This window comes from Psychroflexus sp. S27, from assembly GCF_002810405.1.
Lineage (GTDB): Bacteria > Bacteroidota > Bacteroidia > Flavobacteriales > Flavobacteriaceae > Psychroflexus > Psychroflexus halocasei_A.
Genome location: NZ_NEXQ01000008.1, coordinates 79,626 through 101,740, shown reverse-complemented (window position 1 = coordinate 101,740; position 22,115 = coordinate 79,626). Strand labels below are relative to the sequence as shown.

The following is a 22,115-nucleotide window of genomic DNA, read 5'->3' as shown; positions in this document are numbered from 1 at the left end:
TTATAGCTCAATGAACATCTACATTACATTGGATTATGAATTGTTTTTTGGAAAGCACAGTGGTAGTGTAGAAAATTGTATCATCAAGCCTACAGAAGCATTATTAAAAATTGTCAACCCACTAAAAATCAAATTCACCTGCTTTGTAGACGTAGGTTATTTAGTTAAATTAGAGGAGCAAAAGGAAAAATACACTCAACTTAAAAAAGATTATCAAAAAATAACAGCTCAAATCAAAAACTTGGCTAATCAAGGTCACGGAATGGAATTGCATATTCATCCGCACTGGGAAGATTCCCATTTTAATGGAAAAGAGTGGGTTTTTGATACATCAAGATATAAGTTGGCCGATTTCTCTTCTGATAAAGTCCATGAAATTGTAACCAAATATACTAAAACACTCACTAAAATTTCAGGACAAGCTCCAAAAGCATATCGAGCAGGAGGCTGGAGTGCTCAACCTTTCACAGAAATAGGAAAAGCACTTTTAAAAAACAATGTTCGCATAGATAGTACAGTTTTTCCAAAAGGATATTACAATTCATCAGCGCAGTACTATGATTTCAGAAAAGTAGCTCAATTTAATACAGATTATTGCTTTTCAGAAGATTTAATAAAGGAAAACCCTGAAGGAAATTTTAAAGAAATTCCTATAAGTTCATATAAAGTAAGTCCATTTTTCTTTTGGAAATTTGCTTATCACAAATTAAAAAAACAATCTCAACATAGGGCGTTTGGTGATGGTTCAGCTATTGCAAAAACAAAAAAAGATACATTTAGATTAATGCTCGCGCCTTCTCATAGCGTCGTTTCCATAGACGGCTATAAAGCTTCGTTTATTCAAGAAGCATATTATTGGTATAAAAAGAATACGAAAAGTATGGCCAATTTCGTTCTAATAGGACATCCAAAAGCATTTACGCCGTATGCGTTAAAAAAATTAGATGAATTTTTGAAAACATCTCACAAGAATAATCACTTCAAAACCTTTCAAGATTAAAATTGAATTTTTATTTAACAAAATATAAAAATTATCTCTTACCAATATTCCTTGCATTCTTTTTTTTAACTGAAGCCTGGAGTACTGTCAAAGTAGGTCTTGGAAGTGATAAGTCCTTCATGCCAATAGTAGTCAAGGTTTTAACAATTGTTTTAATTGTGATGACTATTCTCATTTATAGAAAAAAATATACATGGCCCTTTCTTGGCTTACTTATAGTTTTCTCTTTGGGTCAATTAGCGCTTGAGGATTCTTTTAATTATTCTGTTTTAGGATCATTTTTAAAATACCTGTTTTTCCTTTTAATCACTCTATATTTCATAAAAATCAACAACGCTGATGTCTCAAAATCGGTCTTTCCTATTTTTGAAATTATAATCCTTATTAATAGTTGTATTGTTTTATTGGCCTACATTTTTGAATGGAAAATATTCGCCACGTATAGTCATAGATTTGGTTATTCTGGTCTTTTTATGGCTTCAGCAACAAGCACTTATTTTTATTGTATAGCTTTGGCATATTTTTTTATAAGATACAATTCGCGTGCATTTAAAAATCCTATCTTTTATTCCAGTATTATTTCTGTTTGTTTATTGGGTACTAAAACAGCATTGCTATATCTCGTTTTTTCTTTAGCACTTTTCTTTATAGTGCAAATTAAAGAAGTCAAGAAAAGAATTGGAGTTGCAATTCTTTTCTTGATGTTAGGAGCTTCAGGTCTTTATTTCTTTTTACAAAGAGGAATTTTTAAGGATATAACGCAAGAAAAAGGTTGGATAACAAGTATTTTATCTTTAAGAGATCAGCTACTCATTGAGAGTACCATACCTTATATTCAAGAAAATTGGAGCTTCTTAAATTATATTTTTGGTGGTTTATCTATACTATCGATGAGATCTCAAATGGAATACTTTGACTTATTATTGTTTTTTGGAATTTTAGGATCTTGTTTATATCTATATTTATTATGCTGGTTTAGTAGACTTAGGGATCTTAAGTCAAATCACTTAGCTTTTTTTCTAATCATATTATTATTTGGTGGAGCTTTCATTTCTGGAAATTTTTTTTACAATGGCTCTATACCAATCTATTTTGTTGTATTAATTTTGGCATCTTTAGAGACTTTAAAAAAAACGTCTGTAAACTAAATAATCTTCATTGAATGAACAATCGCATTCACATCCTCAACACACACATCGATAATCTAAGCATGCAAGAAACCTTAAGTCTTGTTGACAGTAAGATTTCTGCTCATGAATCACTTCACCATACCGTCGTAAATGCTGGTAAAATTGTTGCCATGCAAAATGATGGTGTTTTGAGACAAAGCGTTAATGAAGCTGACCTAATTAATGCAGATGGACAAGCGGTTATTTGGGCTTCAAAATTATTAGGCCAACCACTTAAAGAACGCGTGGCCGGGATTGACCTTTTTGAAAACCTTATCGGTTTAGCTCGCGAAAAAAATCATTCTATTTATTTACTTGGCGCTAAAGAAGAAGTCGTCAATAAGCTTGTTGGAATTATTGAAGACGAATACGGAAGTGAAGTTATTGCAGGCTACAGAAATGGCTATTTTACCGCTGATGAAGAAGCAGGAATTGTTAATGAAATCGTTAACAGCAAAGCCAATATGCTTTTTGTTGCCATGAGTTCTCCTAAAAAAGAAATATTTTTACACCAACATCGTAAAGCTTTAAAGTCTGTAAATTTCATTATGGGTGTTGGCGGTAGCTTTGATGTTTTAGGAGGAAAAACTAAGCGTGCACCGATTTGGATGCAAAAAGCTGGACTCGAATGGTTCTACAGATTTTTACAAGAGCCCAAAAGAATGTGGAAAAGATATCTCGTCGGCAATACTAAATTCATATTTTTGACATTTAAATCATTATTCAAATCTGACCAAAAATCTAAATAATCTTAAAAAATGAAAATAACTGTTGTAGGTACAGGCTATGTTGGCCTTGTCACAGGAACTTGTCTCGCTGAAAATGGAAACGATGTGATCTGTGTTGATATCGATGAAAAGAAAGTTGAACGCATGAAAAATGGCGAAATTCCAATTTATGAACCTCAACTCGATGTGCTTTTCGATCGTAATATTGACGCTGGCAGATTAAGCTTCACAACTTCACTTCACGAAGGTCTTGACCATGGCGAAATTATATTCTTGGCATTACCTACACCTGAAGATGAAGATGGCTCCGCAGATCTTAAATACGTTTTAGGCGTTGCTGAAGATATCGGAAAATACATCACAGACTATAAAGTTATTGTTGATAAAAGTACTGTTCCCGTTGGAACTGCAGAAAAAGTTGAGCAAACAATTGCAAAATATTGCTCTTCAGAGTTCGACGTGGTTTCAAACCCTGAGTTTTTACGTGAAGGTTACGCCGTTGAAGATTTCTTGAAACCTGAACGCATCGTGATTGGGACATCAAGTAAAAAAGCGGAAGACTTGATGCACAGACTTTACAAACCTTTTGTACGATCTGGCAATCCAATTATCTTTATGGATGAAAAGTCAGCTGAACTTACAAAATATGCTTCCAACTCATTCTTGGCTACAAAAATTACGTTTATGAATGAGATTGCCAATTACTGCCAAATTGTTGGCGCTGATGTTGATAAAGTGCGTATCGGGATGGGAACTGATTCTCGTATCGGAAAAAGGTTTTTATTTCCAGGCATTGGTTATGGAGGTTCTTGCTTTCCAAAAGATGTGAAAGCTTTACATAAATCAGGACAAGATGTTAACCATCAGTTCAAAATATTAGATGCTGTCGTTCAAGTGAATGAAGCTCAAAAAACAATTCTTTTCCCAGAGATAAAAAATCACTTTATGGGTGATCTTAAAGGAAAGAAAATCGGACTTTGGGGCTTATCATTTAAGCCTGAAACTGATGATATTAGAGAAGCCCCTTCTTTATACATGATTGATAAACTCACTGAAGCTGGTGCTGAGGTTACAGCTTTCGATCCTGAAGCGATGCCAAATGTGAAATCTCAAATTGGTGATCAGATTTCTTACTGTGAAGGTATGTATGAAGCTTCAAAAGATGTTGATGCCCTTTTGATTTGTACAGAATGGAGTATTTTCAGAACACCAGATTTCAAAAAACTCAAGGCTGAAATGAAATCTCCTGTTATATTTGATGGGCGTAATTTATATGAAATTGATGAAATGACGGAAGCTGGATTTAGATACAGCTCTATCGGTAGAAAACACGTTTAGATGAAAAAGAAAATTTTAATCACGGGTGCTGCAGGCTTTTTAGGCTCTCACCTGTGTGATCGTTTTATAAAAGAAGGTTATCACGTCATTGCGATGGATAACCTGATTACTGGAAACATCAAAAATATTGAGCATTTATTTCCGCTTGAAAATTTTGAATTTCATAATCACGATGTTACAAAATTTGTACATGTTGCCGGTGATTTAGATTACATCCTGCATTTTGCTTCTCCTGCAAGTCCGATTGATTATCTCAAAATTCCGATTCAAACTTTAAAAGTAGGATCTTTAGGAACACATAATTTATTGGGCCTCGCTAAACAAAAAGACGCTAGAATCTTAATTGCAAGTACTTCTGAAGTTTATGGCGATCCGCTTGTGCATCCACAAACTGAGGATTATTACGGTAATGTCAACACCATTGGCCCACGTGGTGTTTACGATGAAGCTAAGCGTTTTCAGGAATCTATCACAATGGCTTACAATCGTTTTCATGGATTAGAGACTCGCATTGTCCGTATTTTTAATACTTATGGCCCACGCATGCGATTGAATGATGGTCGTGTGATTCCTGCATTCATTGGTCAAGCTTTACGTGGCGAAGACTTAACAGTTTTTGGCGATGGCTCTCAAACACGTTCATTCTGTTTTGTTGACGATCAGGTTGAAGGCATTTATAGGTTACTATTAAGTGATTATGTAGAACCTGTGAATATTGGAAACCCACATGAAATCACAATTTCTGATTTCGCACAAGAAATTATCAAATTAACTGGGACTGATCAAAAAGTAATCTATAAGGATTTACCCGTCAATGATCCTCAACAAAGACAACCTGATATTAGCTTAGCTAAAGAAATTTTAGATTGGGAACCAAAAGTTAATCGTGCTGATGGCATGCAAAAAACCTATGAATACTTCAAATCTTTATCAAAAGAAGATCTTGAAAAAAGCGAACACAAAGATTTCTCAGACCACATTAGACGTTAAGTAAATGAGAAATCGAATCGGCAGATATTCAGGTTACTTAAGACCCATTTCATATACAATTGATATCGGGATTACTATTTTATTCGCCTTTTTTATCAATTTAAAATTAAGTGATTTTTTTGCCCTTTCAATTTATTTAATCATTGCCTGGTTATTTATTTCATTGCGCACTGGCTTTTATGAGATTTATCGTTTTACTAAAGTGACTAGGATATTGTCCTTAAGCATTTTGCAATCTTTAATTTTTACACTTGCCGTTTTTGCATTTTTTGGTTACAAAAACCAAATAGACATCAAGCCTCGTGATATTTTCAACTATGCTGGCTCAACAATGTTAGTTGTTTTAGTCGTCAAACTTTCTATTCACTATCTTCTTAAGAAATATAGAAGAAACTTAGGTGGAAATCACAGACGAACCATCGTCATTGGTCAAACTTTCCGAACACATCAACTTTATAAATTCTTTCAAGACAACCCTGATTATGGCTACCACTGTCAGAAGGTTTTTCAAGTGAATGAAAAAACGGAAATGAGTGAAATTTTTGAATATGTCCTTAATAATGATATTGATGAATTGTATGCCTCAATATCAAAACTTTCTGATGATAATATCAATGAACTCATAGATTTTGCAGATAATAATTTACGTGTTTTAAAATTTATACCTGATAACAAAGAGGTTTATAGTAAACAAATTAAATATGATTATTATGGTGTACTACCAATTATCTCGTTAAGAAAAATTCCGATTGATGAATCTTTTAATCGCGTTACAAAACGAATTTTCGATCTCATCTTAAGTGTTTTTGTACTCGTCTTTATTTTATCTTGGTTGACACCTTTATTGGCTATTTTGATTAAATTAGAATCTAAAGGCCCTGTTTTCTTTAAACAAAAAAGAAACGGTCGAAATTATCAAGAATTTTATTGTTTCAAATACCGTTCGATGAAGCCTAACTTAGAAGCAGATATCCATCAGGTGCGTAAAAATGATAAACGCATTACTAAAATCGGTAAGTTTATGCGAAAAACCAGTATCGATGAGCTTCCACAATTTTACAATGTTTTGTTAGGCGATATGAGCGTTGTTGGCCCACGCCCGCACATGGTCAGCCACACAAATATGTATGCCGAGCGTGTGGATAAATTTATGGTGAGACACTTCATCAAACCAGGCATTACAGGCTTGGCGCAAGTAAGCGGCTACAGAGGCGAGGTTGAAACTGAACACGATATCATTAACCGTGTTAAATACGATATTTATTATCTTGAAAACTGGTCTTTATTAATTGATATCAAAGTGATTTTCCTCACAGTTTTTAATGCCTTAAAAGGTGACAAAAAAGCTTATTAGATAAGACACTTTTTTTCAAAATCATTAAACTGTTTCTCTAAATCAAAATGGAATTTCGCATTGTTAACAATTTCTTTTTTAGAAGGTAAAAAATCTTTATGATTCAAGATTTTCGAAAGCTGATCTTCCAACAATTGATAATTAATTTCTCTCACAGCAACACCCAATCCTAAATCTTCAACGACATTTGCGCCTTCCCCATCTGAAAAATAGATAATTGGTAAACCTAATTTTGCATATTCAAAAATTTTAGAAGGTACAGAACCATATATTCTATTTTTAAGCGGAATTAAAGTTGCATCATACTCCGTTAAAGTTTGGTGAAGCACCTCACGATCTAAGCTTCCATGGTAAAATATATTTTCTCTATCCTTGATACATTCATTTACATCTTCTGCCATTGGTCCATCTCCATAAATATGAAACTCCATTTCAGAGGGGAATTTAACTTCTTTACAAATAGTTTCAATACCTTGTGCAACGCCTATTAATCCAGCATAAACAATTTTAAAAGGAGATTGGTTCGACTGAGAATATTCTGAAATTTCTGGTATCTGAAATTGAGGAAAATTCCTGTAAAGAAATAAAAATTTCCGAGTGCAATCAGTTGTTTTTTTTACATGTGACAAAATCTCATTCGATTGTCCAATTATTGTTTTTGAATGCCTATAAATAAAAGCCTCCATCTTTTGAAGTATGCGATAATAGAAGCCTTCATTTAAAATACCCATTTCAAGTCCTGCCAATGGCCATAAATCTGAAACATTTAAAATGATTTCTTTTCCTCTTAAACGACAAGCTAAAACAGCAAAATAACCCACGAAAAGTGGAGAACATTGAATGATAAAACGTTTAGGCGTTTTGGCAAAAAGAATATAAAAAAACAATGTCACCGCAAAGCTTAAAGATGATAATAGACGAATTATTTTTTGCTTTGATTTACTTGCTACAATAAATAACCGCGTCACTTTAACGCCTTTAAAAACTTCATTAACTTTAAATTTCCCTCTGTAAGCTTTTAAAACTTTGCCGTAAGGGTAATTAGGCAATGGAGACACAACTCTTACATTGTAATGATGGTTTTTAAGTTGTTCAGCTAAAGAAAATATTCGATTAGATGCAGCACCCGTTTCGGGTGGAAAATAGTTTGAAACTATTAAGATATCTTTCTTCTTATTTTCCATAAATCTTCAACACATCCTTAACGATTCTTTCTGCTGCATCACCATCCCATAAATCTGGTGCCGAAGCTTGTTTCCATTCTCCTGAATTCAATCGCTCAAATGCTTTTTCTATTTTAGAAGTATCTGAGCCTACCAACTCATTTGAGCCAATTTCACATGTTTCAGGTCTTTCAGTCGAATCTCTAAACGTCATACAAGGCACATTGAGCATTGTTGTTTCTTCTGTAATTCCACCAGAATCTGTCAATACCGCAAAAGCGTTTTTAATGAGATAAATAAAATTCAAATAGCCTTGTGGCTCAACGTAATGCAGATTTTTAAAATTAAGATTTAAATTCTGTAAAAGTTTTTTCGTCCGCGGATGTACAGGGAAAACAATAGGCTTTCCTTCAGACTTTTCAACGATTTTAGAAATCAAAGATCTCAACTGCTCTTCCTCATCTACATTTGAAGGTCTGTGCAAGGTCATGACATAATATGATTTCTCTTTTAAACCTAATTCATTCCAAAATTCTGGCTTTTCAAGTCTCTTTAAGTTCTTAAATAAAGTATCTATCATCACATTACCCACCAAGAATAATTGTGATTTTGATTTACCTGAAGCCAATAGATTTTCGTTGGCCAAATCTGTTGTTGTAAAGAAATAATCAGTAATGCTATCGGTCACAATTCGGTTCACCTCTTCTGGCATTTTCATATCTCCAGAGCGAATACCACCTTCAACGTGAGCAACGTCAACATGCATTTTTTTAGCCACAATTGCGCAAGCCATGGTTGATGTGACATCACCAACAACAAGCACCAAATCAGCCGGATTTTCGGTTAATTCAGCTTCAAACTTTGTCATAATCTGAGCTGTCTGCTCTGCTTGTGTTCCACTTTTAACCTCAAGATTGATATCTGGATGAGGAATATTGAGTTCTTCAAAAAAAGTACCGCTTAACTTTTTATCGTAATGCTGACCTGTGTGTACAAGTCGATAATCAATTTGTTTGCCTTTGTTTTTAGCATTTTTAATAGCGTCTATAATCGGTGCAATTTTCATGAAGTTTGGTCTCGCACCTGCGATAATTGTGATTTTAAGCATGTTGGTTAACTTTTGAAATGAATTGTTTTAGTTTTCCACTTTTTGAACGTTCTAATTGTTCAAATCGTTTAAATTGAATGGTTAATCCTGGCTCCAAATAGGTTTCTATTGCAGCCGAAATTTTATTTTTTTGAATTTGTTCCAAGGGTTTTAAAGAAGAGTATTCTATTGTAAATTTTGATTTTGTTTCTTGAACGACCTTTAGTTCTTTTACATTTGTAGATTCTTCAGCAATAGATTTAGCTACATAACAAAATGTGAAAGCTGGTACTCTTTTATTACTTGGTAATATCGCAAATTCATTAGAACGACCTATTAGCGTTTTTAAGACTCTACAGCCACCATTTTCATCATACTCAATAGCACCTAAATCTCCAACTTCATACCTAACAAACGGATGAGCTTTATTAAATAAAGAAGTAACTATAATACGTCCTACAGTACCATCTTCAACGATATTATCAAATTCATCAACAATTTCTACATAAAGAGTTTTATCATTAACTATAAACTGGCCTAAATCATTCTCGAATGCAATCAAACCTAACTCACTAGATCCGTATTCATTAAAAACTGGAATTTTGAACTGTTCTTCTAGTAACTTTCTATCAAAATCATAAAGCATTTCGCTTGTCGTCAAACATAATTTTAAAGTAGGACATATATCTTTAAGAAAGAGTCCTTTTTTATTTAAATGTTTGGCGAAAAGAACTATTGAACTTGTATAACCATAAACATAATCAAATTTATTTTTTTTAAAAAGTGTTATAAATTCATCTAATTTATTATCAGATAAATTAAATATTATAAATCTCTTTCTTTTTGAGAAAAAATCTTTGAGAAGCTCTTTCCGATAAGCTATAAATTCTTTTGGAATTGCATAAAATCGAGCTTGATAAGATTTACTGTAATCAATACCTACGCTTTTATAAAGGCTTAAAATATGTGCCCATGTCATCGCATGACTATATTTATCTTTTCCATATATAAATGGAAAACCACTAGACCCAGATGTTTTACTAATATACAGTTGAGAAAACTTAAACTGATCAGCTATTCTTTCTTTTAAAGGTACTTGTAACATATCTTTAGTTAGAATAGGAATAGACTGCCAATCTTCAATAGGCCTATTTCCAATAAGATTTTTATAAAATGAATTGTTTTTTAAATGATGATTAAATATGAAGTTTTTCTGAGAAATTTCATCAATATTATTATAATTCACTAAAGCTTTATCTATAGGAAAGCCTTTTAACTTTAAAGCTAGCTTAAAGTAATTCATTTTTTCTCATCAATTGATTAGTTTGGCAATTTACAAACAATTATTTTTGAAGCTGTAATCTTAGTCAATAAAAATCATGAATATTCTACTTTTAGGAAGCGGTGGTCGAGAACACACAATTGCACAAAAACTTTATGAAAGTCCGCGTTGCAACGCATTATTTGTTGCACCTGGTAATGCTGGCACAACTCAAATTGCCACAAATCTCAATTGTGATGTTAATGATTTTGAAGCCATTGCTGAGCACATCAAGAAGCATCAAATCAATATGTTAATCGTTGGCCCAGAAGCGCCACTTGTGAATGGCATTAAAGATTTTTTTGACGCCAAACCTGAATTCAAAGATTTAATGATTATCGGCCCTTCAAAAAGAGGTGCTTTGCTTGAAGGCAGTAAAGAACGCGCTAAAGAGTTTATGTTTAGCCACAAAATTCCAACAGCTGCTTATCAAAGTTTTTCTAAAGAAAGTTTAACTGCAGGAAAAGACTTTCTGGAAACTTTAAAACCGCCTTTTGTTTTAAAAGCTGATGGATTGGCAGGCGGAAAAGGTGTGTTGATTATTGATGATCTCAAAACTGCTCAAGATGAACTCGAGCAAATGCTCACACATGATAAATTTGGAAAAGCTTCAGAAAAAGTAGTGATTGAAGAATTTCTGGATGGTATCGAACTCAGCGTTTTTGTTTTGACGGATGGCAAAAATTACATCACGCTCCCAAATGCAAAAGATTACAAACGTATTGGCGAAAATGATACTGGCCTTAATACTGGCGGTATGGGTGCCATTTCTCCTGTTCCTTTTGCTGATAAGGATTTTATGCAGAAGGTGGAAAACAGAATTATAAAACCAACGATTGATGGTTTAGCAAAAGAAGAAATAGATTACAAAGGTTTTGTATTTATCGGCTTAATGAAAGTTGATGATGAGCCTTACGTGATTGAATATAATGTAAGAATGGGCGACCCTGAAACTGAAGTCGTTATTCCTCGTTTAAAATCAGATTTAGTTGAACTTTTAGAGAAAACAAGTTCTGAAGAATTATCTACTGTTAATCTGGAAGTTAGTTCTCAAAGTGCTGCAACTGTTATGTTAGTTTCTGGTGGTTATCCTGAAGCTTACGAAAAAGGAAAAGAAATAAATGGTTTAGATAAAATTGATGATGAGGATGTTTTTATCTGTCATGCTGGAACAAAGCAAGAAGGAGATTCGATCTTGACTAATGGTGGCCGTGTGATTGCAGTAACTGCTTTTGATAATGACTTTAAAAAAGTCATAAAAAAATCTTATCGAGCAACTGAAAAAATCAGTTTCGATAAGATGTTTTATAGAAAAGATATCGGGAAAGATTTAATCTAACTCGGCATTTTTACCTAAGAAAGGATGTGCTTTCACATCTTTTCTTTCCTCTTCTGTATCGTCAAAATCGCGAAGCTTTAGCATCCAATAAACAAATGCTACAGCAGTGATAGCAATAAAAAGCCAGTTCAAAGCATTTGCGCCCCACCATGTTGAAGCCTCAAGCGTTCTTAAAGCATCGAATGGTAATAAAAGGGCATCTTCAAACAAAACTTGTATCGCCTCAAAAAAATCTTTCATGATCAATTGATATTAAATTATATTGCAAAAATAACAATTTGAACTATGCTAACAAGGTTTTTTAAGCAATCTAAACCAATTCCTCTTTTTTTAACGCTGATTCTACTTGTTGCGTATTACTTTTCATATCATTTTTTTGTGAATTCTTTTCAGCAAGAAAGCTGGTTAGAGCTAATCTTAAACTTAATAGTCATCGCATTTATCATCTTATTTATGCGGTTTATTATTAAAAAAAACAGCTTCCAAAAATCAACAAATTTCAGTATATTTTGTTTTTTTATTTTTATTACTATTTTTCCTGAAACACTCAACAACATCAATATGAGTTTGGGATTGATATTTAATTTGTTTGCTTTTAGAAGAATGCTTAGCATGCGTTCCAACATCGATTTGAAAAAGAAAATTTTTGATGTTGGTTTCTGGTGCTTCTTTGCGGGTTTGCTTTGGCCTCCTAGTTTGCTCTTAATGGTTATTGCCATCATCGCTGTATTGTTTTACGCTTCAGATAATTTCAGATTTTACATCTTACCATTTTTAGGCTTTGGCACAGCATTAGTTCTGCATTACGCCTATCATTCATTGAGCTCAACGTCACCGATTGATTATCTTGAAATGTTGCCAAAGTTCTCTTTAACGCCAGAGTTTAATTACTCTTTTCATGATCAAGTCAGAATATATTTCTTAATCATTAACAGCTTATTTCTTTTACTATTTCTTCCAAAAATATACCAAGGCTTAAAACTGAATATGCAAAGAAGTTTGTCCCTCTTTATCGTTATTTTCGTATTAAACGCCTGCGCGTTGCTATTTAATATTGATGATAGTTTTTCACAAACACTATTTGTCATCCTACCAATAGCAATTATTTCAGGAAATTTTCTAGAAATAAATCAGCTTAAAAATTTATGGAAAGAAATTTATTTGTGGACATTGATTGCTTTTGCTATCGCAATACATTTTATTTAGACATCAGATCAATAGATCCGCCTAATTTAGTTTTTTGATCAACTTTTTTAGGATTTCCATATATTTCTATCTCACCACCAGCAGTCGTTTTTGCTTTACAAGAATGAGTTGCATAAACTTCAGCTGTTCCGCCATAACTCACTTTGATATCTGTTTTTTCTGTTTTAAAAGATTTCCCTATAAAAATTCCTCCCGTTTTAACAGTGACATATTGATTTTCAGATTTTCCGTAAATGTGCACTTCAGATCCTGTCACAGCCTTGAGTCTTGCTGTATCAACATCTAAATCTGCTGACAAAAAACTGCCTTCAGAAGCTTCAAGCGAAATTTCCTTTTGCTTAATTTGAGATGTGATTTCAACATCAGCACCATTATTGAGATTTAAGCTCGTAAAATCTTTAATGTAAAGTTTTATTTTGGTATCAGAGTCAGAAAAAACTTCATCGATAGGCAGCTTTACAAAAAGTTCACCTTGTTTAACCTTAATGATAACCTCATCAGCATCATAACCCGAAATTTCAATTTTATTCTCACTTGCATAAGGGATAAGTTCAACATCAACCTTATTCGCAATTTTTATTTTATTAAAATTTTCTTCGATTATTTCTGTTCTGTCTTGCGCTGAGACAATGCTAGCCACAAAAAGGCAGATATATAAAAAATATGCTTTCATGTTTTTTTCTAACAAAGATAAAAGAGTCTATAAGTGAATGAACTTCTTTTAGATTTTTTTAGCTTAAAAAAGTAACTCAAAAACATTTGTCATCAAAAAGGATAAAACAAAAGTTTTGCATTCAGTATATTTGGCAATTGATTTTGAACTATGCAAATTCCAGAAGGTAAACAAATATATTTTGCGTCTGATAATCATTTGGGCGCTCCTACTCACGAAGAAAGCTTAATCCGCGAAAAGAAATTTGTGGCTTTTTTAGATGAAGCCAAAAAAGACGCGGCTGCCATATTTCTTTTGGGTGACTTGTTTGACTTTTGGTTTGAATATAAAGAAGTTGTTCCAAAAGGATTTACAAGAACATTAGGTAAACTTGCTGAAATAGCTGATAGCGGCATTCCTATTTTCTTTTTTGTAGGTAATCACGATTTATGGATGAATGATTACTTTCAAAAAGAACTGGGTATCGAAGTTTTTCACAAACCACAAGAATTTATTTATAATGAAAAGAGATTTTTAATAGGTCACGGCGATGGTTTAGGCCCAGGTGATTTGGGCTATAAACGTATGAAAAAAGTGTTTACAAATCCTTTTTCTAAATGGCTTTATCGTTGGCTACATCCAGATATAGGCGTCAAACTTGCCAAACATCTTTCTGTTAAAAACAAACTGATTTCTGGTGATGAAGACGCCAAGTTTCTTGGTGAAGACAATGAGTGGCTTGCACTTTATGCAAAACGTAAATTAGAAGAAAAGCATTATGACTATTTTATTTTCGGGCATAGACATTTACCCATGAAAATTGAAATCGGTCAAAACTCAGTTTACCATAATCTTGGTGACTGGATTGTGCATTACACTTACGGCGTTTTTGATGGAGAAAGCTTTGAGCTTAAAAATTGGAAATAAAAAAACCTAAGCCGATAAGACTTAGGTTTATATCAAATTCCACTCTGGAAATTTCTCTTTTATTTCAAAGTTTTTGAACCATCATCATCTGATCCCTTTTCATCATCCTTAGAAGCGTCTTTAAATTCTTTAATTCCACTTCCTAAACCTCTCATTAACTCAGGGATTTTTTTGCCACCGAAAAGTAATAAAATCGCGATGCCAATAATCACCCATTGCCAAGGTCCGACCATTCCTAAAATAACATGTAACATATGCATTGGTTAAAATTCTAATGCAAAATTAATAATAAAAATATAAAACAAGGGTTTAGACAATAAAAACTATCATAAATTTGCTCAATGCTATCTGGAGTAAGTAGAAGTTGTTATGGCAAAAAAGAAAAAGACAGAAAGAAAGTTATCTCAAAAGCTGATTCATAAGTACCGTTTGGTCATTTTTAATGAAAATACTTTTGAAGAAAAAATCTCTTTTAAATTGACAAGGCTCAATGTGATTAGCCTGACAGCTTTGATGACTTTTTTACTCATTACTTTTACAATATTATTGATTGCTTTCACGCCTTTGCGAGAGTATATTCCTGGATATTCATCAAGTGCTTTAAAAGAAAAAGCAACGCGTTTAACAATGCAAGTTGATTCTTTAGAAAGCGTTGTTGATCGCAATAATGCTTATTATAAGTCCATCAGGAAAGTACTCACTGGAGAAGTTAGTGACATTGATCAACAGAGTGATACAATTTTGAACACAAACAATATCTCACCTGAGAGTGTTGATTTTTCTGCATCTCAAGAAGAAAAGGAATTGAGAAATGAGGTGGAGAAGAAAGATAAATTTAATTTACTTGAAAGCGCAGTCAGAAAAACACAAATGAATCTTTTCCCGCCAGTTAATGGCCGGATTTCTGCTGAATATGACGTTGATATTAAACATTACGCAGTTGATATTGTTACTGAAAAAGATACACCGATCAAAGCGACTGCAGACGGAACAGTTATTTTCTCAGACTGGACGCCAAACACTGGTTATGTGCTGATTATCGAGCACAGTTTCGGATTGATTTCTACCTATAAACACAATGCAGAACTTATAAAATCACAAGGCGATTTGGTGAAAACTGGTGAAGTGATTGCTATTGCTGGTAATACAGGTGAATTGACCACGGGAACACATTTACATTTTGAATTATGGGTTGATGGTTACCCTGTTGATCCGCGTGATTATATAACATTTGAAGATTAAAGTATGTCGTTAAAATCCTTTGCCGCCAAAATATTTGCAAAATATACAAGAAACAAAATGCAAAAATGGATTGACAAACCTATCCAGACACAGCAAGATGTTTTTGATAATTTAATCCATAAAGCTAAAAATACCGTTTTCGGAGAAGATCATCAATTTGATGAAATTCAAAGTTTTAAAGATTTTCAAGAACGTGTTCCTATTCGTGATTACGAAGCTTTAAAAACTTATGTGGATCGTATGGTCGCAGGTGAAGAATCTATACTTTGGCCAGGAAAACCTTTGTATTTTGCTAAAACATCAGGCACAACAAGCGGTGCTAAATATATCCCACTCACCAAAGAATCAATGCCAACGCATATCGATGCAGCCAGAAATGCGATCTTATGCTACATCGCTGAAACTGGCAGTTCTAAATTTGTTGATGGTAAAATGATTTTTCTACAAGGTAGTCCAAAACTAGAAGAAAAAAACGGTGTTAAGCTTGGTAGATTATCGGGGATTTCAGCTCATTTTGTTCCCAATTATTTACAACGTAATCGTTTACCTAGCTGGGAAACAAATTGCATTGAAGATTGGGAAACCAAATTGCAAAAAGTCATTGATGAAACCGTTGATCAAGATATGACGGTGATGGGCGGAATTCCTTCTTGGGTTCAAAATTATTTTGAAAAACTGGAAGAACAAACAGGTGAAAAAATCGGTGATCTTTTTAAAAACTTAGAGCTTTTTATTTACGGGGGTGTTAATTACGAACCTTATCGCTCGAAATTTGAAAAGTTAATCGGTAGAAAAATAGCAAGCATTGAACTTTACCCTGCGTCTGAAGGTTTTTTTGCATTTCAAGATTCACAAGAAGCAAATGGAATGTTGCTTCAACTTGATTCTGGTATTTTTTATGAATTTATCAAAGTAGATGAGTTCTTTGACGATTCACCAAAAATTTATACTATAAAAGATGTTGAAATTGATGTCAATTACGTCATGATTATTTCAACAACAGCTGGCTTATGGCGTTACAACTTAGGTGATACTGTTATGTTTACAAATACATCACCTTACAGAATTATTGTTTCTGGCCGTATAAAACATTTTACGTCAGCCTTTGGAGAACATGTGATCGCTAAAGAGGTTGAGTACGCTTTAAAAGAAGCACAAAAAGATTTTGACCTACAAATTACTGAATTTACAGTTGCGCCTCAATTACATCCACAAGAAGGTTTGGCACATCATCAATGGTTAATAGAGTTTGATCAAAATCCAACAAATCTTGATAGATTTGCAGAAGCTATCGACAAAAACTTACAAGAACAAAACTCATATTATAAAGATTTAAGAGAAGGACAAATGTTAGCTCGTCTAAAAATAACTTGTTTACCTAAAAATAGTTTTTCAAAATATATGAAAAGTTTAGGTAAATTGGGCGGTCAAAACAAAGTTCCACGTTTGTCTAACGACAGAAATATTGCAGATAAGTTATAATCGAATCAGATTTTAATTCTTTACTTTTACATTTAAAAATATAAATGAAAAACATCATACATACAGGAAGAAACAGAGCACAAGAAAGTACAAATGCTATCGAGCGCATGTATATTACAATGCGTCACCTTTTTATCAGAGGTTTTTATAAACCTATGGGAATTTCAGGCGAAACGCTTCGTGAAGCACTTTTGACTTTAAGACCTGAAATTTACGGTACAATTGCCGAAAATAAAATTGAACTTAACGGACTTCTGTATGTTATCGAACGCTTACCTGAAGGCATTGAAGAGTGTCGTTTCATCAACCTAACCAGTGATGAAGGTTATACTGATTCTCACTTTAAAGCAATTATCCCTGCTAAAAGACGCCGTAATTGCTACCGTATTGATGATGAACAAATGAATATAGAAATTACAAGAGGACGCTCTGAAATATATGATATCTTAACGCATCTCACTTTCTTATTCATTGAGTCTCACAAAATCATGAAATACATTATTATCGATAAAGAATCAAATGTATCTCGTGATTGGCGCAAGCTTGAAAGTTTTATAAAAGATGGTGATCCATTGAGTCAGAAAGATAGAGAGATTGCAATTACGCATACAGGTAATATTTTAGGTCGCACATTTGAAGAGTTGATGAATGTCTATGATAAATTTGCAACTGCTTCAAACCCTGATAAATTTTTACATTTAATTTATAATCTTGGTCGATTAGCTTTACGCGAAATCATTCAAGAAGAAAAAAGAACAATTACATTTAGCCCAGTTTTAAGAGAACGACTAGGACATCACATACATGGTGAAGTTTGGGCTCAAAAAATAAAAAGTACACTTTGGGAAAAGGGTCTATTTGATAGACCGATCCACATCATCAGTGCGAATATGCATAGTGTAATGAACACACTTTTTGCGCCCATTGCCTTAAAAGAAATGTGTCAAAAAAAGAAACGCTTTGAGGTTTATGAAGCTTTAAGTAATGATAAAAATAAGGATCTTAGAAACGAAGTTTACAATGAGGCTTCATCAAAAGGTGCATATTATCTGAAAGATACGAGCGGAACAAATATCAATGTTCAGATTTTTGACACCGCTAAAATTGATCATCCTGAAGATAATTTCAAACTGAATTCTACTGAAAACGCACCCGTTATCATCGTCATGGATTATGCTTTTGGTGAACAAGCTTATGAAACAATGGATGAGCTTTTAAAACCTTACACTGCCGAAGATGAAAAAACATACCACATGAATGTTGATTCTGTTTCTTTGATGGGGAAAGCAGGAATTTTACAAGGTGGAAAAGGAGACATCATGATACCTAATGCTCACCTTTTTGAAGGAACAGCAGATAATTACCCTTTTAAGAATGAGTTGATAAAATCAGATTTAGAAGGTCAAGGCCTACAAGTCTTCGATGGAGCAATGATTACAGTTTTAGGAACTTCTTTACAAAATAAAGATCTTTTAAAGTTTTTCCATGATTCAACATGGAGAGTAATTGGCCTTGAGATGGAAGGTGCACATTATCAAAAAGCGATACAAGCTGCCTCAAAATTAAGAAGCAACATCAAAAAGAATGTCAAAGTAAGATATGCTTATTATGCAAGTGACAATCCGCTTGAAACAGGGTCAACGCTAGCTTCTGGCGGTTTAGGAACGACAGGTGTTAAACCGACATATTTAATTACAGAGAATATACTTAACCAAATCTTTAAAGATGCAAGAGAATAATAACAACACTAATCAAAGTGAGGAGATTGACTTGGGTGATCTTTTCAAGCTTATAAAAAAAGGGTTTAATAAAATAGGTGAGTTATTTTTGTTACTCATTATTTTTCTCAAAAGAAACGCAATCATACTTATATCCTTGATTGTTGTTGGAGCTGCCCTTGGATATTTCCTTCAAAGTTCTTCTAAAAAATACAATGAATCTTCTGTCACAATACACAGCTTTTATGAAAGTCAGGATTACATTTACAAATCTGTTAATGAATTAAACTGGGAAATTAAAAACAGACATGAAATCCTTGCTGAAGAATTTAATATTAATGCTGATACTCTAAAAATGATCAGTGTAAGAATAAAACCTTTAGAGCGAGTTACTAGCTTATCCGACGAAGAAAAAGAATACATCACTCTTTTGAAAGAAGAAGGAGCATATTCACAAGAAGACTTAATGCAAATCGTATTGAGAAGTTCTGAATTACACAAGATAAAGATCAAACATCCCGAAGGTTTTGATGTGACTCATTTTTTTGAAGCTTTTAGAGAAAGACTCTTAGAGAATAAATCCTATGCGGAAATTCACCAAACTGAAATTAAAAATATAAAAGAATCTATTCAATCTAATAGAGAAAGTATACAACAAATCGATACAATTTTAAAATCTTACAACACCAATCTCAATCAAAAGAACCCAGGAAATTCTACTTTCTATAGCTCAGAAAACAACCTAAATGTTGGTCAAATTTTATCTGAAAAAAAAGAACTTAGATACGCAATCAACAGATTAGAAGAAAGATTAACGAAGCAAAAAGACTTCATTTCTCCTATCGATGAGCCTAAAACTGCTGAATTTGAAGAGCCAACACTATCAAAAGAAATAATCACAATTCCTGTTTTACTTATCTTTTTATACTTAGGGATTAGATTTGTAATTTACCTTAACAGAAAAGCAAAACATTACGAAAATGAAAGATAACATCCTCATCACAGGCGGAGCTGGTTTTATTGGGAGCAATTTTATCAACACATTTGTCCCTCTTGGAAAATATCATTTCGTTAATTTAGATAAGCTTACTTACGCTGGTAATCAAAAAAATATTAAAATTTCTGATCATGAAAATTACACTTTTATTGAAGGTGATATTTGTGACAAAAATTTATTAAATCAGCTTTTTGAGAAATATAAATTTACACAAGTGATTCATTTTGCTGCAGAATCTCATGTTGATAACTCAATAACAAATCCTGCTGCGTTTATTGACACAAATATTACTGGTACATTTAATTTATTAAACGAAGCTTATCAATTATGGATGGATGGACCTAATCAACTAAAGCCTAACTTCAAAAACGCAAAGTTTTTACATGTCTCTACCGATGAAGTTTATGGCACTTTAGGTGATGAAGGTCTGTTTGAAGAAACAACACCTTACGCACCAAACAGTCCATATAGTGCATCAAAAGCTTCTTCAGATTTTTTGGTCAGAAGTTATTTTCACACCTATGCGATGCCAGTTGTGACAACGAATTGTTCAAATAATTATGGTCCAAATCAACATGATGAAAAGTTGATACCAACGATTATTCGTAAAGCTTTAAATGACGACATAATTCCGATTTACGGTGATGGTAAAAATATTAGAGATTGGCTTTATGTCACAGATCATTGCAAAGGCATTCAGCTTGCAATTGACAAAGGAGAGCTCGGAGGAACTTATAATATTGGCGGAAGAAACGAGAGAAATAATCTTTATATCGCAAACGAAATTTGTAGAATTTTGGACGACATTTCTCCAAAAGAAAACAAAAAGTCTTACAAAGATCAAATTGAGTTTGTCAATGATAGACCTGGTCATGATTTCAGATATGCCATCGATGCCTCAAAAATAGAAAATCAATTAGGCTGGAAAGCTGAAGAAAATTTTGAATCTGGCATTAAAAAAACAATTGAGTGGTACCTCAAAAAATATAAAGCTTCATGATTATTGAAAAAACAAAATTAAAAGATTGTTTGATCATAAAACCAAGAATTTTTAAAGATGAACGTGGTTCTTTTATGGAAACTTTTAGGCTAAACATACTTGAGGAAGTGCTTGGTCGAGAAATCAAATTTGTTCAAGACAATCAGTCAACTTCTTACTACGGATCAATCAGAGGTTTACATCTTCAAGTTGGAGAAAAATCTCAAGCCAAACTTGTAAGAGTTGTTAAAGGTGAAGTTCTGGATGTTGTCGTCGATTTACGTCCTGACTCTCCTACTTTTAAACAAAAATTCAGTTATCATTTAAATGATAAAAACAATCATCAGCTTTTTGTTCCAAAAGGTTGTGCACATGGTTTTGCTTGCCTTTCAGAAGAAGTTATTTTCGCCTATAAATGTGATACTTACTACGATAAAAATGCTGAACGTGGAATTTATTTTGCTGATAAAAACCTCAACATCGATTGGAAAATTCCTGAAAAAGATCGTATCATTTCAGAAAAAGATGCTTCAAACCCAAGCTTATCTGAATTTTTAGAAGAAATATGAAAGTTCTCGTCACAGGTGCCAACGGTCAATTAGGTCAAGTTTTTCAAAAGAAAGAAAAACAAATTAAGGCTGATTTCATTTTTCAAAATTCATCAAGTTTAGATTTAACAAATCACGCTGCTATTGAAGCGTTTTTTCAAGAAAATCAATTTGATTATTGTATCAACTGCGCAGCTTACACAAATGTTGAAGCTGCTGAAACAGAAGTTGAGAAAGCGTTTTTAGTTAATGCAAAAGCAGCTGAAAACTTAGCTAAAGTTTGCCAGAAAAATCAAGTTATTTTAATTCACCCTTCAACTGATTATGTTTTTGATGGAGAAAAAGAAACTGCTTATCTTGAGGTAGATGATACACAACCAATAAATGTTTATGGTGCGTCAAAATTAAAAGGAGAAGAGCTCATTCAGATATCTTTAAAAGAGCACTTTATCATCAGGACTTCATGGTTATATTCTGAATTTGGAAAAAATTTTTTCACATTTATCAAGTCTCAAATTGATCAAAACGCTGAAGAAGTCAAAATTACCACTGAACAAAAAGGCACACCGACAAATGCCAATGATTTGGCAGATTTTATTTTATGGCTTATTTCAGATAAATCTAAAGCTTATGGTGTTTATCACTTCAGCAACTTAGGAAGCTTAACCTGGTATGATTTTACTTTAGAAATCAAATCACTTTATCATTCTGATATCCAAGTTTCGGCTGTCGATCATTTCAAGACAAAAGCTAAAAGGCCTCAAAACTCAACGCTTGATAAAGCTAAATTGATTGAACAATTTAATTATCAAATCAAAAGTTGGGACAAAAGTTTAGCCAACCTCATTACTGAAATTGGCTAATATTTAAATCTA

General features: G+C 33.1%; 22 protein-coding genes. 16 read left to right on the top strand and 6 right to left on the bottom strand.

The window, feature by feature from the left end:
- Positions 1–10: 10 nt before the first annotated feature.
- The 6 genes from CAP47_RS01585 to CAP47_RS01560 are packed head-to-tail and all read left to right on the top strand — an operon-like array spanning position 11 to position 6,579.
- The gene (locus CAP47_RS01585; RefSeq protein ID WP_100775099.1) at positions 11–1,000 is read left to right on the top strand and encodes a hypothetical protein; all 990 of its coding nucleotides are present in this window, start codon (positions 11–13) and stop codon (positions 998–1,000) included.
- Between the two features lie 2 nt (positions 1,001–1,002).
- On the top strand, positions 1,003–2,148 hold the full coding sequence (locus CAP47_RS01580; RefSeq protein WP_100775098.1) for a hypothetical protein: 1,146 nt from the start codon (positions 1,003–1,005) through the stop codon (positions 2,146–2,148).
- Between the two features lie 14 nt (positions 2,149–2,162).
- Positions 2,163–2,918, top strand: coding sequence for a WecB/TagA/CpsF family glycosyltransferase (locus CAP47_RS01575; protein ID WP_100775097.1), 756 nt, complete (start codon positions 2,163–2,165; stop codon positions 2,916–2,918).
- 9 nt (positions 2,919–2,927) lie between these two features.
- Entirely contained in the window at positions 2,928–4,235 is a 1,308-nt protein-coding gene (locus CAP47_RS01570; RefSeq protein WP_100775096.1) for a UDP-glucose dehydrogenase family protein, read from the top strand.
- Positions 4,236–5,225 (top strand): UDP-glucuronic acid decarboxylase family protein, encoded by a 990-nt coding sequence (locus CAP47_RS01565; RefSeq protein ID WP_100775095.1) that lies wholly within the window; start codon positions 4,236–4,238, stop codon positions 5,223–5,225.
- 4 nt (positions 5,226–5,229) lie between these two features.
- Entirely contained in the window at positions 5,230–6,579 is a 1,350-nt protein-coding gene (locus CAP47_RS01560) for an undecaprenyl-phosphate glucose phosphotransferase (protein WP_100775094.1), read from the top strand.
- On the opposite strand, the gene CAP47_RS01555 is transcribed toward CAP47_RS01560, so the two are convergent.
- Genes CAP47_RS01555 through CAP47_RS01545 form a run of 3 tightly spaced genes read right to left on the bottom strand, consistent with a single transcriptional unit; the run spans position 6,576 to position 10,132 of the window.
- Positions 6,576–7,763 (bottom strand): glycosyltransferase family 4 protein, encoded by a 1,188-nt coding sequence (locus CAP47_RS01555; RefSeq protein ID WP_100775093.1) that lies wholly within the window; start codon positions 7,761–7,763, stop codon positions 6,576–6,578. The two genes, CAP47_RS01560 and CAP47_RS01555, sit on opposite strands and share 4 nt — an antisense overlap.
- Positions 7,753–8,850, bottom strand: a complete 1,098-nt coding sequence (gene wecB, locus CAP47_RS01550) for a non-hydrolyzing UDP-N-acetylglucosamine 2-epimerase (protein ID WP_100775092.1) — start codon at positions 8,848–8,850, stop codon at positions 7,753–7,755. The genes CAP47_RS01555 and wecB overlap by 11 nt, the downstream gene beginning before the upstream one ends.
- Positions 8,843–10,132, bottom strand: coding sequence for an AMP-binding protein (locus CAP47_RS01545; protein ID WP_100775091.1), 1,290 nt, complete (start codon positions 10,130–10,132; stop codon positions 8,843–8,845). The genes wecB and CAP47_RS01545 overlap by 8 nt, the downstream gene beginning before the upstream one ends.
- Positions 10,133–10,208: 76 nt before the next feature.
- Here CAP47_RS01545 and purD point away from each other — a divergent pair, with 76 nt between their 5' ends.
- On the top strand, positions 10,209–11,489 hold the full coding sequence (purD, locus tag CAP47_RS01540; protein ID WP_100775090.1) for a phosphoribosylamine--glycine ligase: 1,281 nt from the start codon (positions 10,209–10,211) through the stop codon (positions 11,487–11,489).
- On the opposite strand, the gene CAP47_RS01535 is transcribed toward purD, so the two are convergent.
- A complete protein-coding gene (locus CAP47_RS01535) occupies positions 11,481–11,729 on the bottom strand; it encodes a DUF6341 family protein (protein WP_100775089.1) in 249 nt (82 codons plus the stop codon). The two genes, purD and CAP47_RS01535, sit on opposite strands and share 9 nt — an antisense overlap.
- 45 nt (positions 11,730–11,774) lie before the next feature.
- On the opposite strand from CAP47_RS01535, the gene CAP47_RS12455 reads away from it, so the two are divergent.
- Positions 11,775–12,695, top strand: a complete 921-nt coding sequence (locus tag CAP47_RS12455) for a DUF6427 family protein (RefSeq protein WP_100775088.1) — start codon at positions 11,775–11,777, stop codon at positions 12,693–12,695.
- On the opposite strand, the gene CAP47_RS01525 is transcribed toward CAP47_RS12455, so the two are convergent.
- The gene (locus tag CAP47_RS01525; RefSeq protein WP_100775087.1) at positions 12,688–13,368 is read right to left on the bottom strand and encodes a head GIN domain-containing protein; all 681 of its coding nucleotides are present in this window, start codon (positions 13,366–13,368) and stop codon (positions 12,688–12,690) included. The two genes, CAP47_RS12455 and CAP47_RS01525, sit on opposite strands and share 8 nt — an antisense overlap.
- 150 nt (positions 13,369–13,518) lie before the next feature.
- Between CAP47_RS01525 and CAP47_RS01520 the strand changes: the two genes are divergently transcribed.
- Positions 13,519–14,274 (top strand): UDP-2,3-diacylglucosamine diphosphatase, encoded by a 756-nt coding sequence (locus tag CAP47_RS01520; RefSeq protein WP_100775086.1) that lies wholly within the window; start codon positions 13,519–13,521, stop codon positions 14,272–14,274.
- A gap of 59 nt (positions 14,275–14,333) precedes the next feature.
- On the opposite strand, the gene CAP47_RS01515 is transcribed toward CAP47_RS01520, so the two are convergent.
- Entirely contained in the window at positions 14,334–14,534 is a 201-nt protein-coding gene (locus CAP47_RS01515; protein WP_100775085.1) for a twin-arginine translocase TatA/TatE family subunit, read from the bottom strand.
- A 109-nt stretch (positions 14,535–14,643) separates the two neighbouring features.
- Between CAP47_RS01515 and CAP47_RS01510 the strand changes: the two genes are divergently transcribed.
- Genes CAP47_RS01510 through rfbD form a run of 7 tightly spaced genes read left to right on the top strand, consistent with a single transcriptional unit; the run spans position 14,644 to position 22,103 of the window.
- On the top strand, positions 14,644–15,516 hold the full coding sequence (locus CAP47_RS01510; protein WP_100775084.1) for a M23 family metallopeptidase: 873 nt from the start codon (positions 14,644–14,646) through the stop codon (positions 15,514–15,516).
- Between the two features lie 3 nt (positions 15,517–15,519).
- A complete protein-coding gene (locus CAP47_RS01505) occupies positions 15,520–16,998 on the top strand; it encodes a GH3 auxin-responsive promoter family protein (protein WP_100775083.1) in 1,479 nt (492 codons plus the stop codon).
- 44 nt (positions 16,999–17,042) lie between these two features.
- The gene (locus tag CAP47_RS01500) at positions 17,043–18,737 is read left to right on the top strand and encodes a DUF6909 family protein (protein ID WP_100775082.1); all 1,695 of its coding nucleotides are present in this window, start codon (positions 17,043–17,045) and stop codon (positions 18,735–18,737) included.
- Complete coding sequence (locus tag CAP47_RS01495) at positions 18,724–19,707, top strand: hypothetical protein (RefSeq protein ID WP_100775081.1); 984 nt, start codon at positions 18,724–18,726, stop codon at positions 19,705–19,707. The genes CAP47_RS01500 and CAP47_RS01495 overlap by 14 nt, the downstream gene beginning before the upstream one ends.
- Entirely contained in the window at positions 19,697–20,713 is a 1,017-nt protein-coding gene (gene rfbB, locus CAP47_RS01490) for a dTDP-glucose 4,6-dehydratase (RefSeq protein WP_100775080.1), read from the top strand. Before CAP47_RS01495 ends, rfbB begins: the two co-directional genes overlap by 11 nt.
- Entirely contained in the window at positions 20,710–21,261 is a 552-nt protein-coding gene (gene rfbC / locus CAP47_RS01485; protein ID WP_100775079.1) for a dTDP-4-dehydrorhamnose 3,5-epimerase, read from the top strand. Before rfbB ends, rfbC begins: the two co-directional genes overlap by 4 nt.
- A complete protein-coding gene (gene rfbD, locus CAP47_RS01480; protein WP_100775078.1) occupies positions 21,258–22,103 on the top strand; it encodes a dTDP-4-dehydrorhamnose reductase in 846 nt (281 codons plus the stop codon). The genes rfbC and rfbD overlap by 4 nt, the downstream gene beginning before the upstream one ends.
- The last annotated feature ends 12 nt before the right edge of the window (positions 22,104–22,115 follow it).